Genomic DNA, 14722 nt, shown 5'->3' on the forward strand with positions numbered 1-14722 from the left:
TATTACTCAGTCTTAATTTAGATTATTTACTTTATTTTATCGGCTGGAAAATTTCTTTCGATTATGCGACTTTCGAATTGGTTTATATGCTTCCTGATCGGTTCTGTATTTTGTTTTAATTCCTGTTCCCTTATTGAACCTCAGGAGGACGATCTTCATGCCAGGATAACCCTGGATCCGGATATTAGCAAGGGAGTAAGTGGGGAAGTCTCCGGGGATGGAGGAAACGAGGTGAGAATTTTAAGGTGGACCAATCCGGAAACTACCGCAACCCTGAATTTGGAGTTGGTGCCTGGAACAGATGGTAATATTATAGTACGCGTGCATGATGCGGAAAGGATGGAGGTGTTAAAGCGATATTGGAGCCTGGAGGATGCAGACGGGGCCTTTGTGATCTCAGGTGTTTCTGCCGGGGGAGCGTCCGGGTTGTGGTCGGTAAGTATTTCCCTGTCAAATTTTGAAGGTGATGGCAGCTATGCAGTCATCAATGGGAATTAAAAACTTTGGTTGATTTGTGTCTGCCAAAAAAATGGAATTCGATTTTTCTGAAGTTCCTTCTGAACAATAAAATAGACTGTACCTTCTAAGATCAGTTTAATGAAGGTTTAAGGCTGGTATTGGAACTTTTTAACGCGCTAGCACAAGCGAGTATCACCCAAAGATCGCCTGCAGCTACGTTGATGCGTTGTATGAGTCCCTTAACAGGTAGTAATGGGGCATTCATGCCCATCTCCCAAAAAATCACTGAGCCCCAAAGGCCGATAAATGCTAAGATTCCTATGCTCCCCAGCACCAGGGACGCCATCCGCATATGCGATCTGTATCCTTTGAACGACCACAGGCCATAGGCCAGTGCAGAGGTACTCATGGAAAATGTAGCAACAAAGGCAGCGAGCAGGTGGATGGTCATCTGCGTGGTATCGAGTTCCGGTAGGCACCCGGGAGGACAGGGGAATAGGCCAATAAGAATAAATCCGGCCCCTGCAATGGCCAGGTAGCCCATGGGTAACCAGGACCCCGGGCCCTGTATGCTTTGATTCAGAGCTTTGGCTGTAAGGATAAGAACGATGCCAAGCAGGATCAGGCTTCCTGTGTTCATAAGCGTGGCATGCGGCGTTCCTTCGGCAGATAGTTCACTGATAAAATTGAAAAAAGGATGATATCCGGGTGTAATCGCCCCGATATAGTACACGAGAAAATTTCGGAGTAATACTGTGAATATCCCGGAATATAAAATAAGTGTGGTCCATTTCTTCATAGCAGCAGGTTTTTAGGTTCCACGTTTTGGTTTCGGGTAAGGAAAATCCTTTTCAGGGAGTAATATACAGAATAGTTTTAAACCCGGAATCCCGGCATGTTAAAACCCTGACTACCTCTTTTCCAGCTCAATGATCTCCAGATCCCTGATCTGTTCTCCCTCGATCACAAAGCGCAGCATGGTTCTTACCTTGTGGAAACCGTGTTTTCCTGCCGCCCCGGGATTCATATGCAGTAACCCCAGCTTCTTGTCCCATATGACCTTCAGGATGTGGGAATGCCCGCATATAAAGAGCTTAGGAGGATTATTACGGATCTCTTCACGAATCCTTTTGTCGTATCGCCCGGGATATCCCCCGATGTGGGTGATCCAGACATCCACTCCTTCACACATAAACCTGTTGTTTTCCGGGAAATCAGCTCTTACTACGTGGTCGTCTATATTTCCCCAAACGCCCTGAAGTGGTTTAAGGCTTTTCAAGGTGTCGGTTACCTGAATATCTCCGATATCTCCTGCATGCCATACCTCATCGGCCTGGCGGACATACTTCAGGATCTGTTCGTCCATGTGGCTATGTGTATCTGAGAGGAGGAGGATTCGGGTCATAAAACTTAAAAAATCTTTAAATACAACGGCAGTAAGGTCCGTATGCAATATATTAGATATCTTTGCAGGTCTGTACAAAAGTACCATTTTGCTTTGAGATATTTCATTGAGTTTTCATATCACGGCAAGGCGTATCACGGTTGGCAACGACAGCCTAATGCGGTTTCCGTTCAGGAGGTTCTGGAGAAGGCCATGCGCCTTTTACTGCGTGCTGAAACGCCGGTAACAGGAGCAGGGCGAACCGACGCCGGAGTTCATGCCAGGGTAATGGCTGCACATTTTGACACAGCGGAAATCCCTGATCTTACCGAGTTCCAGTATCGCTTAAACAGGCTTCTGCCGGGAGATATAGCCATCACAGGTCTGTACCATGTAAACGAAGACGCCCACGCAAGATTTGATGCTGTCTCCCGAAGCTATGAATACCACCTTGTTCAGGAAAAGGATCCGTTTTTAAGGGACCTGGCTTATGAATACCGCGCGCCCCTGGATGTGGATAGGATGAACAAGGCCGCTGCGCTATTGTTGGAATATGAAGACTTTGAATGTTTTTCCCGTTCAAAGACCGATGTAAAGACTTATTTTTGCAAGATATCACAGGCAGAATGGAAGCGTATATCCCCGGAGCGACTGGTGTTTCATATTTCTGCCGACCGGTTTTTAAGGAATATGGTACGGGCAATAGTGGGGACTTTGCTGGAGGTCGGACAGGGAAAACTGGATGAAGAAGGATTGCGCCGTATCATAGATAGCAAGAATCGCAGTGAGGCAGGTGCTTCTGTACCTGCACATGGTTTATTTTTAACCGATGTTTCATACCCAAACCGAATACGAATAACTAATGAGTAAGGATACTACCGGAAAATCGTTTGATCTGAACCTGTTTGCCAGGCTGATGAAGTATACCAGCCCTTATCGGTTAACCTTTACAGGTGTTGCCGTGGCGGCCATACTTCTGTCTTTCTTTTCATCGGTACGCCCCATTATACTCAGGTACACCGTGAACGATTATATCATCGGGAAAGATCCGGAAGGGTTATTGTACTTTGTATTACTCATGACGGCTGCCCTTTTTCTGGAAGTATTAAGTCAGCTTTCCTTTATCTACTTTGCCAACTGGCTGGGTCAGTCGGTGATCCGGGATATCAGGATCAGACTTTTTGATCATATGATCCGATTCCGGATGAAGTATTTCGACAGTTCTTCTGTGGGGATCCTGGTAACCCGTGCGGTGAATGATATCGAACGTATCGCGGCGATATTCAGCGACGGTCTGTTTATGATCGTAAGTGATTTGTTGAAGATGATCGTTGTAGCGGGGGTAATGATCTATTTTAACTGGAAGCTTTCCCTTATCATTTTTGCAGTGTTGCCCCTGATGCTTTATGCAACCCGTCTCTTTCAGAAGGCTATGAAAAAAGCCTTTATCGAGGTGCGCAAGGAGGTGGCAAACCTGAATTCATTTGTGCAGGAGCGGTTAACAGGGATGAAGATCGTTCAGCTTTTTGTGAGGGAAAGACAGGAGTACAACGATTTTGTGGAGATCAATGAGAAACATAAGAAAGCCTGGATCAACACGGTATGGTATAACTCCATATTTATTGCCGTGGTCGAATTAATGTCGGCCATAACCACGGGTCTTATCGTATGGTATGGGGGCTTACAGGCGGTGTTGAATAATGACATCAGTAAACTGGGAGATGTTTTCATGTTTATTATGCTCTCTACAATGATCTTCCGTCCGTTAAGGCAGATCGCCGACAAGTTTAACACCCTCCAGATGGGTATGGTGGCGGCCAATCGGGTCTTTGATGTTTTGGATACCAAGAGCAGGGTGGAAGAAACCGGTACCGTGGTAGCCGGCCATTTTGAAGGGAGGATCGAGTTTGATAATGTACGTTTTGAATATGTCGCAGGGGAAGAGGTTCTTCACGGAATCAGCTTTGTAGCCAATCCCGGAGAAACTGTGGCTATTGTTGGAGCTACCGGAGCTGGGAAATCGACCATCATCAATCTGCTCAATCGTTTCTACGATATTAAGGGAGGACAGATTCGTATCGATGGGCAGGATATCAATTCGTTTACCGTACAATCACTTCGCGATGAGATCGCCATCGTGCTGCAGGATGTGTTCCTGTTCGCAGACACCATTCTGAATAATATCACCCTCAAGAATCCTGACATTACAGAGGATGAGGTTATAAAGGCTGCCAAGGCAATAGGCATTCATAAATTTATTGAAAGTCTGCCTGGAGGCTACCATTACAATGTAAAAGAGCGGGGTAGTATGCTCTCCAGCGGACAACGCCAGTTGATCGCCTTTCTAAGGGCTTATGTGAGCAATCCGTCTATTCTTGTTCTGGATGAGGCTACTTCCTCGGTAGACGGCCATTCTGAAAAGCTGATCCAGCGTGCCACCGAGCGGGTAACCAAGGGACGTACCTCCATTGTCATTGCACACCGCCTGGCAACGGTTAAAAAGGCTGATCAGATTATCGTGATGGAAGCCGGAAGAATTGTGGAGACCGGAACCCATAATGAGCTCCTTCAGAAGGAAGGCGGTCATTACCGAAACCTGTACGAAGTGCAGTTCATGGCAGAGGAGGAGACGGTTTAGGAGACCGGGATTCGGTCCCGATTTCTTGCAACAATTCGAAGGGCAAGTTGAATTCAGACTACTCAGCAACTCATCTTGTCGAATTGACTGCAAGACCTATCCAATAATTTATGGGGATACTATTGTGATGGATACCCGGGTTATTCCAGATCTTTTTTCAGGGTTTCAATAAGCTCATCGCTGTCTTCAAAAAGTACGAATTCGCCATTTTTGATATAAGATACCTGCCCGGTCTCTTCACTTACCACTAAAGCCACGGCATCCGTTTTTTCAGTGATTCCAACAGCTGCCCTGTGGCGGAGCCCAAACCGAAGCGGGATGTTCCTTTCATTCGATACAGGTAGTATCACCCGGGTGGCGGTTATCCTGTTGTCTTCTATGATCACTGCCCCGTCGTGGAGTGGGCTGTTTTTGAAGAATATGCTTTCAAGAATGGGTTGGGTCACCTCGATATTCATACTGTCCCCGGTATTTTTCACAAACTCGAGGGAGCTGTTACGTTCAATTACGATGATGGCCCCGGTATAGGTTTTACTCATCTTTTCACAGGCCTGAACGATGGCCTCGACATCGGTTTCAAGCTGTACCCGCTCTGTCTTTAAGAATTTAAAATACCTGGAAAATCCATTTTTACCACCGAAATTGGTGGATCCGATCATGAGGAGGAATTTTCGTATTTCCTGCTGGAATACCACGATAAGGGCGAAGAATCCCACGCCGATAAACCGGCCGAAAATATTACTCAGTACCCGCATGTTCAGTGCTTCGGTAATCAGGTAGATGATGTAGATGATCACGATCCCCAGAAAAATGTTGATCGCTACCGTTCCTTTCAGGAGCTTATACAGGGAATACATTAAAAAGGCCACCAGGACGATGTCAATAATGTCAATGATCTGAAAATCGAGAAAGTCGAATAACTCCAAAGTAGGCAGGTTTTATGTAAAAATACAGTTCTGGCTGAATAAATAAAAAAAATGTTATGCTGTTATAAGGTAAAGCAGCCATAAGGTGGGGTTGAGATGATTTCGGGTGCTATGCCATCTTCTTCTTTTGCGACATTTTCATTCCCCTTTGCCCCCTGTTTTCCATTTCGTTTCCGCTCACCCCCTGACCATTCCCCATAGCTTTACGCATTCCACAGCCTCCTTCACATCGTGTACGCGCAGGATATTTGCACCACGTTCAAGGGCCAGCGTATTCAGTACACTGGTGCCGTTCAGGGCTTCTGCTGCAGTGGTATCAAGAGTTTTATAGATCATGGATTTTCTGCTGATGCCCACCAATATAGGCTTATCCAGTATTTTCAGGTGTTCCAGGTTGCGAAGCAGTTCGAAATTCTGGGTTATATTTTTGGCAAAGCCAAAGCCCGGGTCGATGATCACGTCGTTGACCTTAAAATCCCTTGCCCTTGCGATCTGTTTGGAAAAGAAATAGGTGATCTCCTTTAAAAGGTTATTGTATTCGGCAAGGGTTTTCATGTTCTGTGGGGTTCCCTTCATATGCATCATGATGTAAGGTACCCCAAGCTTTCCCGCAATGGGCAGCATTTCTTCATCCAGGCTACCCCCGGAAATATCGTTAATGACCGCCCCTCCGGCAAGGATGTTCTCTTTCGCAACCCGTCCCCGAAAAGTGTCTATGGAAATAAGGATCTCCGGGAAATTTTTTACCAGGGCTTCCGTAGCTGTTACAGTTCGCTTTAATTCTTCATCTTCAGAAATATGAGTTGCTCCCGGCCTGGAACTGTAACCGCCTATATCAATAAAATCGGCGCCTTCCCTTAGCATTTGCTCCGCCTGAGTTAACAGAAGTTTGTCGCTATTGTATTTGCCTCCGTCAAAGAAGGAATCCGGGGTTACATTCAGGATTCCCATTACTCTTGGGATGCTGAGGTCTTTGAGTTGTCCTTTACAGTTTATGGTCATAAGTTGTTAGTAAAAAAAACTTTTACAGAGAATGTGAAGTGGTTCTCTTAAGGGAAAACCACTATTTTTGAACAAAACCTTATTTTACGCGAAATTTAATCAAAATTCGACCATTCTCATGCATGATACCTCAAAACAATACGATGCAGTGATCGGGCCTTGCCGTGATTTATTTACCAAGAAAATGAAAGATTACGGAAGTGCCTGGAGAATTCTTCGATTGCCCTCCCTGACCGATCAGATCTTTATAAAAGCCCAGCGTATTCGCTCGCTTCAGGAGAATGCGGAACGACGGATAGACGAGGATGAGGTGGCCGAGTTTATCGGGATCATCAACTACTCGGTGATGGCCTTGATACAGATCGACATGGGTATTGCCAAAGAACCGGATCTCGACGTACAGGAGGCAGTTAGATTGTATGATGAAAAGGTAGCCCTGACCAAATCGCTTATGGAGGATAAAAATCACGATTACGGGGAAGCCTGGAGGGATATGAGGGTAAGTTCCCTGACCGATCTGATTCTTCAGAAGATCCTTAGGGTGAAACAGATCGAGGATAACCAGGGTAAAACTCTTGTAAGTGAAGGTATCGATGCGAATTATCAGGATATGATCAATTATGCGGTATTCGCCCTGATCCATCTCAAAGCCTTTGAATCAGAAGCCTGACCCTTAGCTTGAATCCTAACCAGCCATATCCATGAAACTTTTAACCACCTTTTCCAGATTACTAACAGGTTTTGTATTTATACTCAGCGGACTCATAAAGATGAATGATCCGGTGGGATTTTCTTTTAAACTCGAGGAATATTTCGGGGCCGATGTGCTTAACCTTGAATTTCTACAGCCCTTTGCACTTGGAATAGCCGTATTTCTTGTAATAGTGGAAGTGTTACTTGGGGTTTCCCTGTTGCTTGGATTTAAGAAGAAATTCACGCTTTGGAGCCTCCTGGCCATGATCGTCTTCTTTACCTTTCTCACATTTTACTCGGCCTATTTTAACAAGGTAACCGATTGCGGCTGTTTTGGTGATGCCATCAAATTAACCCCATGGGAGTCATTTACCAAAGACGTGATTCTTCTGGTGTTGATCCTGATCTTGTTAGCGGGGCAAAAATATATACGGCCTGTATTCGGAATAAAGGTCACCACTGCCACCATGGGGATGGTAACTCTTGGAAGTGTGGTATTCAGTTATTACGTGATCGCGCATCTGCCTGTGATCGACTTCAGACCCTATGAGATCGGGGCTAATATCCCGGAGGGAATGCAAATTCCTGAAGATGCCCCCAAACCTGTCTATGAATATTCCTGGAAGTTTAAGGTAGGGGATACGGAAAAGGTGGTGGTTACCAATGGAGATTATCCCGAAGTAGACGGGGATTTTTTAGACGTTGAGACCGAAGAGGTTCAAAAGGGCTATGAACCTCCAATCCATGATTTTACCATGGAAAAGGACGGGGAAGATTTTACCGGAACCCTCATGAGCGAGCCGGAATTAATGGTGGTAATCGCAAGGGTGGCTGAAAAGACTGCGCCCGGATCCCTGGAAAAAGTGGATGCCGGGATCCGGGAAGCACAGGAAAAAGGGTATAGGGTTATCGGACTTTCTGCATCTTCCCCGGAGGCTGTGGATGCATTAAAGAAACGCGCGGGGTGGGAGCTAGATTTTTATTTCTGCGACCTGACCACCCTGAAAACCATTGTGCGTTCAAATCCCGGAATACTACTGCTGCAGAAGGGAACCATTGTCCAAAAATTGCATTACAACGATATCGAATCTCTCGAACTCTGACCCGAAATAGGCCCTATGTTCTTCTTTATTGATATTTTTGTAACACGGGCCTTGAGGTGAAAGGATCCCGTGAACAAAATTATGTACCAACCACAAGATTAATCTTTAGAACATCGTACCCATGAGGAGAAAAATTGTTGCCGGGAACTGGAAAATGAATATGGACCTGGCCCAGACAGAATCGTTAATAGATGAACTGACGCGTAACATGCCGGAGACCGTGGCCGACGTTATGATCGCTCCAACCTTTACCAGTCTGTACAGGGCTTTTCAATTATTGAGAACCCATAAGATAGAGGTGATCGGACAAAATATGCACTACGAAGACAACGGGGCCTTCACAGGAGAGATCTCTGCGGGGATGCTTAAGAGTGTAGGAGTTAACACGGTTATTCTCGGGCACTCCGAGCGCAGGGCTTATTTTGGAGAAACAGATGAGATGCTCGCAAAGAAAGTGGATACGGCGATGAAACATGAGATGGAGATCGTTTTTTGTTTTGGGGAAGAACTGGAAGACCGAAAATCAGGAAATCACTTCCAGGTGGTGGAATCTCAATTAAAGAATGCCTTGTTTCATTTCCCCGAATCTGCCTGGAAGAATATCATTCTGGCCTATGAGCCTGTATGGGCTATTGGAACAGGGGAGACCGCCAGTCCGGAGCAGGCCCAGGAGATGCATAAGTTTATCAGAGAGACGCTGGCCGCTGCCTATAGCGAAGAGCTGGCAAATGGGATTTCCATTCTTTATGGAGGTAGTGTAAAGCCGGGAAATGCCGGAGAGATCTTTTCAAAACCTGATGTGGACGGCGGTCTTATCGGAGGTGCTGCGCTGAAAGCCGAAGACTTTATCGCTATTGCTAAATCCTTTTAATCCGATCCAAAATTTATGTCTGCAGTATACCTGGAATTTGAATTTAGGGTAACCCCGAGGGAGCCTTTTAGTGACATCCTGATGGCCGAATTGGGTGAGGTGGGATTTGAAAGTTTTGCAGAAACCGGGGAAGGTTTTCTGGCCTATATCCAAAAGGAATTCTGGAATGACGATCTCCTGGACGGACTCTATACACTGGGGAATGATCAGGTTGCTGTAAGTTACAGTCAAAAGGAGGTGGAACAGGTAAACTGGAATGAAGAGTGGGAGAAGAACTTCGATCCTATCGTTGTTGATGGTAAGTGTACGGTTCGCGCTCCCTTTCATCAGCAAGGGGATACCCTGTACGATATCGTCATCGAACCCAAAATGAGTTTTGGGACCGGGCATCACGCCACCACCCATATGATGATACAGCACCTGATGGATACCGACCTCGAGGGCAAGGATGTCCTTGATATGGGGTGTGGTACTGGGGTACTGGCTATCCTGGCAGAAAAGGAAGGGGCAGCTCATGTGGATGCAATTGACATCGATAATTGGTGCTACCTGAATTCCATAGAGAATGCCGAGCGAAATAACTGTGATAAAATTGAGGTTTTTGAGGGCGATGCCTCTCTTTTAAAAGGTCGATCCTATGACGTGATCATCGCCAATATCAACAGAAATATACTGCTGGAAGACCTGCCTGTATACGCCTCTTGTTTAAGGGAAAACGGGGTTCTTTTGCTCAGCGGCTTCTATGAAAGCGACATTTCCATGATCCGCGAAAAGTGTGAGTCGCTTTCGTTAAACTTTGCTCAAAAGCTGGAGCGGAATCTTTGGGTTGCACTAAAATTCTTAAATTAGCGCAAATACAATAATTATGAGTACGAAAGAAAAGATATCCGAAGAGCTGCTGCTGGAGGAAGATGTCTTGAAGGAAAATGAGATCGTACTTTATAATGATGATGTGAATACTTTTGATCATGTGATCGAAACGCTCATCATTGCGTGTGATCATACTCCTTTGCAGGCAGAACAATGTTCCCTTATTGTTCATTACAAGGGAAAGTGTACGGTAAAGACCGGGTCTTATGAAGATCTGCGACCGCGGTGTGCAAAACTGCTGGAAGAGGGGCTTAGTGCAGAGATCGTCTAACGAGACATAAACAAACCAAATAAAAAAAGGGGGGCTGATCAGCCCCCTTTTTCTGTTATTTTTGACAGGTATCCTTACCGAGGATCCGGTATATCGGACAAAACCGGAATAAACTGGTTAACAATAGTACAATCGCGATTAGCATCATGGCAATGCCAAAATACCCGCTTATAATATTGTAATAATAGAGCAGGGCGATGACAAAGGAGATGACAACCCTGATCAGTTTATCCTGTGGTCCCATATTCTTCTTTAGTCTCATAATCAACCCTCCCTTATTTTATCGTACTTGGGCACACATAATCTGTGCGCTTCATTCCGGTTTCCTTCAGGGCTTTATACCCTCCTGCGATATCGGTTAATTGGTCGTATCCGCGTGCTTTCAGGATAGAAGCGGCAATCACAGACCGGTATCCGCCTGCGCAGTGTACGTAGTAAGGCTCATCCCTGTTGATCTCGTGCATGTGTTCATTGATAAAATCCAGGGGAAAGGACATCGCATCTGCCAGGTGTTCGGAGCTGTATTCCCCGGGTTTTCTCACATCGAGAATAGTGATATTTCCGTTGTATTCCTCTTCAAGTGCAGCAGCACTTATCGAACGAATACTTGCTGTTTCTTTTCCGGCTGCCTTCCAGGCCTCCAGACCACCTTCAAGATATCCGAGGGTATTGTCGTATCCGACACGGGAGAGCCGGGTGACCGCTTCTTCCGATTTGCCTTCGGGAACCACCAGAAGGATAGGCTGGTTCAGGTCTGTGATCAATGCCCCTACCCATGGAGCAAAGGATCCGTTCAGCCCGATGAAAATAGAATTTGGAATATGTTCTTCTACAAATTCTTCCTGCGTTCTTACGTCCAGTACCAGGGCGCTTTCATGGTTAGCCATGGCTTCGAAATTCTCTGCGGTGAGGGGAGCATCTCCTTTTTTAAGCACGGTTTCGAATGACGTATATCCCTCTTTATTCATCATGGCGTTTTTGGCAAAGTACTGAGGCGGAGGTAAAATCCCGTCCAGGACTTCCTTGACGAATTCTGCCTTGGTCATGTCCTCCCTGAGGGCATAATTGGTTTTTTTCTGATTCCCCAGGATATCGACGGTTTCCTTGCTGAGGTTTTTCCCGCAGGCAGAACCCGCGCCATGTGCAGGGTAAACGATCACATCGTCTTCCAGCGGCATGATCTTCTCACGCAGGGAGTCGAAGAGCAGACCGGCAAGGTCTTCTTTGGTTATGTCCTGTTTTATCGCCAGGTCAGGTCGTCCCACGTCTCCGAGAAAAAGTGTGTCTCCGGTAAAGATCGCGTGATTCTTCCCGTGCTCATCAATCAGGAGGTAGGTGGTCGATTCCAGGGTGTGGCCCGGAGTGTGCAAAACTTTTATGGTTACTTTTCCGATCTTAAATTCCTCCCCGTCTTTCGCAGAATGAATATCATAATTGGTTTCTGCATTGGGGCCATAAACAATCGTGGCCCCGGTTTGTTCAGCCAGGTCAATATGACCGGAAACAAAGTCGGCATGGAAATGGGTCTCAAAAACATATTTAATGGACGCACCACGCTCTTTTGCACGGTCTATATAGGGTTGTGTATCTCTGAGCGGATCGATGATCGCGGCCTCACCTTCAGACTCGATATAATAGGCGCCCTGGGCCAGGCAACCTGTATAGATCTGTTCAATCTTCATGGAATTCATTTTTTTCAAAGATAATAATTTCCCTTTTGGAGCAGGGTTCTCCATCTTGGTCCTCTTTCCGAGAACTTCCTTACCAACAATAAAGAAACTCATTAGCAGGATCATTACGCCGAAGCCTTTTTTCAGGACTTTGGACGGCACCCGATGGGTAAGTGTGCCGCCAATCAAAGTACCAACAATGGTAAACAGGGAGAAACTCAGCAGGAATTGCCAGTTGATATCGAGGGTTTGCATGTCTCCCGAAAATCCAACTAAAGAATTTATGGTAACGATAACCAAAGAGGTTCCAACCGCTGTTTTCATTGGGAGTCCGGCCCATATGGCCAGGGCAGGCACATAGAGAAATCCGCCTCCGGCCCCGATGAAACCGGTAATGACACCTATAAAAAGGCCTTGCAAAAAAGTTTTGTAATACGGCTGTTTTCCCTGTTTTCCGGGCGGCGCATCGGTATTTCTGCCGCGAATCATAGACATGGAAGCCAGAAACATCACCGCCGCAAAAAATACCATGATCAGCATATCTTTGGTAATGGTATAGCCGGGAAGTTCCAGGATGATTTCGGGGAGAAAGGGTACCAGGTATCTCCTGGAAAGGTAGACAGCCATGAAGGAGGGGAAACAAAAAGCAAATCCGGTTTTAAAATCTACCAGTCCTTTCCGGTGTTTTTGGGCTGTACCAAAGAGGGAAGATATTCCCACCACGAACAGGGAATAGGCAGTGGCGGTTACCGGGTTGTAATGCAGGAGATAGACGAGAAGGGGGACGGTTAGGATAGAGCCACCTCCCCCAAGTAAACCGATAATAAGACCGATTAACAACGCTCCCCCGTATCCGAAGATCTCTTCGTACCCCATTAATGAGGCAGTTTATCTCGAAGTAATCCGTAAACATAAGTGCCCAGAAGTGCCCCGCCGATAACGATCAGGATGGAGTAGACTCCGGTACCGAACAAGACGTACATGGGGCCGGGACAGGCTCCTGCAAGGGCCCATCCAAACCCGAAGATGGTGCCACCCAGGATATAGCGCGGCCAGCTCCTGTCTTTAGGGTTAAAAAGGATCTCCTTGCCTTCTATGGATTTCATATGGTTTTTCTTGATGTAGGCTACGATAATGATCCCCAGGACCACCGCAGAACCAATGATGCCGTACATGTGGAAAGCCTCAAACCGGAACATTTCATAGATGCGGTACCAGGAAACGGCTTCCGATTTTACCATTACGATCCCGAAAAATATACCTACCAGTAAAAATTTTAAATATTTCATCTTATCCAAAGATTAAAGGAATTAGGAAATGAGTCATGATAAGCCCTCCAATAAAGAAACCGATCACGGCGATAAAAGAGGGGATCTGCAGGTTGCTGATCCCTGAAATGGCGTGACCGGAGGTACAGCCACCGGCGTAGCGTGTTCCAAATCCTACCAGGAACCCGCCAATAAGCAGAATGGCGATCCCTTTAATGCTGCCAAGGGCGTCTCCGCTATAGATTTCCGGTGGTACAAGGCTCTTTCCTACGTTATCCCATCCGAAAGCCTCTAAAGAAGCTACTGTCGTTGGATTGAGATCAATGTCTACCGGGTTGGAAAGGAAGTGTACGGCGATGAATCCACCGATAACTGCTCCGATGACAACAGTAAGGTTCCAGCGTTGCGCCTTCCAGTCGAAGTCAAAGAATTTTACTTTTCTACCGGCTCCGGCCATGGAACACATGGTTCTTAGGTTTGAAGACATGCCGAATTCCTTGCCGAAGTAGAGCAACAGGAACATTGTGGCGGCAATAAGTGGTCCGCAGACGTACCAGGGCCACGGTTCTAATATAGCTTCCATAATAAGGGATTTATTTTTCACAAAGGTAACCATTTGGCTTATGTTAATCCATGCGGGATGTTATGAGAAAACAAAACCCCCTGGGATCGAGAGCGATAAATTTGAAAAGCCAAAAAAGCTTAAAAAAATCGATTTTACCCTTGGAAATAAATTGAGAAAAACATTATATTTGCACCCGCGTTTGCAACAAGACAGACGTGGAGTAAACGGCCTCGTGGCGCAACTGAATAGCGCATCTGATTACGGCTCAGAAGGTTACAGGTTTGAATCCTGTCGAGGTCACATCAAACAAAAACCCATCGCAGAAGCGATGGGTTTTTTTATTCCCTGAAGCCACGCAAGCTCGCTTGCAGATGGCGAAGGGGAATAAAAAAACAACAAGGCAGTTACCTGCCTTGGGTTTTTATTTGCAGTAGTGGGTTTATTCAGGATCTTTAATCCTGTGCCCTTCCTTCTTTACCCCAGTCCTAAAGGGTGGAAGGAAGGGTGGAAAACTTTTAATTTAGAGCAGATAGCGAAGGGGAATAAAAAAACAACAAGGCAGGTAACTGCCTTGGGTTTTTATTTGCAGTAGTGGGTTTATTCAGGATCTTTAATCCTGTGCCCTTCCTTCTTTACCCCAGCCCTAAAGGGTGTGAGGAAGGGTGGATCACTTTTAATTTAGAGCAGATGGCGAAGGGGAATAAAAAAACAACAAGGCAGGTAACTGCCTTGGGTTTTTATTTGCAGTAGTGGGTTTATTCAGGATCTTTAATCCTGTGTCCGTCCTTCTTTACCCCAGCCCTAAAGGGTGTGAGGAAGGGTGGAGAGCTTTTAATTTAGAGTAGGAGGCGAAGGGGAATAAAAAAGACAACAAGGCAGGTGACTGCCTTGGATTTTTATTTGCAGTAGTGGGTTTAAAGGATCACGAAGTAATCCTGTTGTTTAACTAGCTTCATGGCAGAAACTCCCCCTTCCGTCTTCAGTTCGGTGCCTGAAGACACC

16 protein-coding genes, 1 tRNA gene and 1 pseudogene are annotated in these 14722 nt (G+C 46.0%); 9 read left to right on the top strand and 9 right to left on the bottom strand.

Annotated features, from left to right (window positions below; genetic code table 11):
- Nucleotides 1–63: 63 nt before the first annotated feature.
- A complete protein-coding gene (locus tag K7R11_RS07190; RefSeq protein WP_224489861.1) occupies nt 64–498 on the top strand; it encodes a hypothetical protein in 435 nt (144 codons plus the stop codon).
- Nucleotides 499–589: 91 nt separating this feature from the next.
- Here the strand turns inward: K7R11_RS07190 and K7R11_RS07195 are convergent, their stop codons facing one another.
- Complete coding sequence (locus K7R11_RS07195; RefSeq protein WP_224489862.1) at nt 590–1258, bottom strand: DUF998 domain-containing protein; 669 nt, start codon at nt 1256–1258, stop codon at nt 590–592.
- Nucleotides 1259–1369: 111 nt separating this feature from the next.
- Nucleotides 1370–1864, bottom strand: coding sequence for a metallophosphoesterase family protein (locus tag K7R11_RS07200; RefSeq protein WP_224489863.1), 495 nt, complete (start codon nt 1862–1864; stop codon nt 1370–1372).
- Between the two features lie 93 nt (nt 1865–1957).
- On the opposite strand from K7R11_RS07200, the gene truA reads away from it, so the two are divergent.
- Nucleotides 1958–2713, top strand: a complete 756-nt coding sequence (gene truA / locus K7R11_RS07205) for a tRNA pseudouridine(38-40) synthase TruA (RefSeq protein ID WP_224489864.1) — start codon at nt 1958–1960, stop codon at nt 2711–2713.
- Nucleotides 2706–4481 (top strand): ABC transporter ATP-binding protein, encoded by a 1776-nt coding sequence (locus K7R11_RS07210; RefSeq protein WP_224489865.1) that lies wholly within the window; start codon nt 2706–2708, stop codon nt 4479–4481. The genes truA and K7R11_RS07210 overlap by 8 nt, the downstream gene beginning before the upstream one ends.
- A gap of 140 nt (nt 4482–4621) precedes the next feature.
- On the opposite strand, the gene cdaA is transcribed toward K7R11_RS07210, so the two are convergent.
- Both cdaA and folP read right to left on the bottom strand, forming a co-directional pair.
- Nucleotides 4622–5407, bottom strand: a complete 786-nt coding sequence (gene cdaA, locus K7R11_RS07215) for a diadenylate cyclase CdaA (protein ID WP_224489866.1) — start codon at nt 5405–5407, stop codon at nt 4622–4624.
- 177 nt (nt 5408–5584) lie between these two features.
- Nucleotides 5585–6409: a dihydropteroate synthase gene (gene folP / locus K7R11_RS07220; RefSeq protein WP_224489867.1), complete on the bottom strand. Its 825-nt coding sequence runs from the start codon at nt 6407–6409 to the stop codon at nt 5585–5587.
- A gap of 118 nt (nt 6410–6527) precedes the next feature.
- Here folP and K7R11_RS07225 point away from each other — a divergent pair, with 118 nt between their 5' ends.
- The 5 genes from K7R11_RS07225 to K7R11_RS07245 all read left to right on the top strand — a co-directional run bounded on the left by K7R11_RS07225 (nt 6528) and on the right by K7R11_RS07245 (nt 10217).
- Nucleotides 6528–7079: a DUF1599 domain-containing protein gene (locus K7R11_RS07225; protein ID WP_224490234.1), complete on the top strand. Its 552-nt coding sequence runs from the start codon at nt 6528–6530 to the stop codon at nt 7077–7079.
- Between the two features lie 31 nt (nt 7080–7110).
- Nucleotides 7111–8205 carry a BT_3928 family protein gene (locus K7R11_RS07230; protein WP_224489868.1) on the top strand — a complete coding sequence of 365 codons (1095 nt, stop codon included), beginning with the start codon at nt 7111–7113 and terminating at the stop codon, nt 8203–8205.
- 121 nt (nt 8206–8326) lie between these two features.
- Nucleotides 8327–9076, top strand: coding sequence for a triose-phosphate isomerase (tpiA, locus tag K7R11_RS07235; protein WP_224489869.1), 750 nt, complete (start codon nt 8327–8329; stop codon nt 9074–9076).
- A 15-nt stretch (nt 9077–9091) separates the two neighbouring features.
- Nucleotides 9092–9925, top strand: coding sequence for a 50S ribosomal protein L11 methyltransferase (prmA, locus tag K7R11_RS07240; RefSeq protein WP_224489870.1), 834 nt, complete (start codon nt 9092–9094; stop codon nt 9923–9925).
- Between the two features lie 16 nt (nt 9926–9941).
- Entirely contained in the window at nt 9942–10217 is a 276-nt protein-coding gene (locus K7R11_RS07245) for an ATP-dependent Clp protease adaptor ClpS (RefSeq protein WP_224489871.1), read from the top strand.
- 55 nt (nt 10218–10272) lie between these two features.
- On the opposite strand, the gene K7R11_RS07250 is transcribed toward K7R11_RS07245, so the two are convergent.
- The 5 genes and pseudogenes from K7R11_RS07250 to K7R11_RS07270 all read right to left on the bottom strand — a co-directional run bounded on the left by K7R11_RS07250 (nt 10273) and on the right by K7R11_RS07270 (nt 13738).
- On the bottom strand, nt 10273–10479 hold the full coding sequence (locus K7R11_RS07250; RefSeq protein WP_224489872.1) for a YgaP family membrane protein: 207 nt from the start codon (nt 10477–10479) through the stop codon (nt 10273–10275).
- A gap of 13 nt (nt 10480–10492) precedes the next feature.
- Nucleotides 10493–11899, bottom strand: a complete 1407-nt coding sequence (locus K7R11_RS07255; RefSeq protein WP_224490235.1) for an MBL fold metallo-hydrolase — start codon at nt 11897–11899, stop codon at nt 10493–10495.
- Between the two features lie 105 nt (nt 11900–12004).
- Nucleotides 12005–12763: pseudogene (locus K7R11_RS07260) on the bottom strand (sulfite exporter TauE/SafE family protein); the annotation flags it as partial.
- On the bottom strand, nt 12763–13176 hold the full coding sequence (locus K7R11_RS07265) for a YeeE/YedE family protein (protein ID WP_224489873.1): 414 nt from the start codon (nt 13174–13176) through the stop codon (nt 12763–12765). The pseudogene K7R11_RS07260 and the gene K7R11_RS07265, both read right to left, overlap by 1 nt.
- A 1-nt stretch (nt 13177) precedes the next feature.
- A complete protein-coding gene (locus K7R11_RS07270; protein WP_224489874.1) occupies nt 13178–13738 on the bottom strand; it encodes a YeeE/YedE family protein in 561 nt (186 codons plus the stop codon).
- Nucleotides 13739–13946: 208 nt separating this feature from the next.
- Here K7R11_RS07270 and K7R11_RS07275 point away from each other — a divergent pair.
- Nucleotides 13947–14020: transfer RNA gene (locus K7R11_RS07275), tRNA-Arg, on the top strand.
- Nucleotides 14021–14722: the final 702 nt, after the last annotated feature.

This window comes from Robertkochia flava (assembly GCF_020166515.1).
In the GTDB taxonomy this organism is placed as follows: Bacteria; Bacteroidota; Bacteroidia; order Flavobacteriales; family Flavobacteriaceae; genus Robertkochia; species Robertkochia flava.

Coding starts and splice junctions, on each gene's coding strand:
- K7R11_RS07190 (WP_224489861.1), top strand. CDS start 64: ATGCGACTTTCGAATTGGTTTATATGCTTCCTGATCGGTTCTGTATTT.
- K7R11_RS07195 (WP_224489862.1), bottom strand. CDS start 1,258: ATGAAGAAATGGACCACACTTATTTTATATTCCGGGATATTCACAGTA.
- K7R11_RS07200 (WP_224489863.1), bottom strand. CDS start 1,864: ATGACCCGAATCCTCCTCCTCTCAGATACACATAGCCACATGGACGAA.
- K7R11_RS07210 (WP_224489865.1), top strand. CDS start 2,706: ATGAGTAAGGATACTACCGGAAAATCGTTTGATCTGAACCTGTTTGCC.
- folP (WP_224489867.1), bottom strand. CDS start 6,409: ATGACCATAAACTGTAAAGGACAACTCAAAGACCTCAGCATCCCAAGA.
- K7R11_RS07225 (WP_224490234.1), top strand. CDS start 6,528: ATGCATGATACCTCAAAACAATACGATGCAGTGATCGGGCCTTGCCGT.
- K7R11_RS07230 (WP_224489868.1), top strand. CDS start 7,111: ATGAAACTTTTAACCACCTTTTCCAGATTACTAACAGGTTTTGTATTT.
- tpiA (WP_224489869.1), top strand. CDS start 8,327: ATGAGGAGAAAAATTGTTGCCGGGAACTGGAAAATGAATATGGACCTG.
- prmA (WP_224489870.1), top strand. CDS start 9,092: ATGTCTGCAGTATACCTGGAATTTGAATTTAGGGTAACCCCGAGGGAG.
- K7R11_RS07245 (WP_224489871.1), top strand. CDS start 9,942: ATGAGTACGAAAGAAAAGATATCCGAAGAGCTGCTGCTGGAGGAAGAT.
- K7R11_RS07250 (WP_224489872.1), bottom strand. CDS start 10,479: ATGAGACTAAAGAAGAATATGGGACCACAGGATAAACTGATCAGGGTT.
- K7R11_RS07255 (WP_224490235.1), bottom strand. CDS start 11,899: ATGAAGATTGAACAGATCTATACAGGTTGCCTGGCCCAGGGCGCCTAT.
- K7R11_RS07265 (WP_224489873.1), bottom strand. CDS start 13,176: ATGAAATATTTAAAATTTTTACTGGTAGGTATATTTTTCGGGATCGTA.
- K7R11_RS07270 (WP_224489874.1), bottom strand. CDS start 13,738: ATGGAAGCTATATTAGAACCGTGGCCCTGGTACGTCTGCGGACCACTT.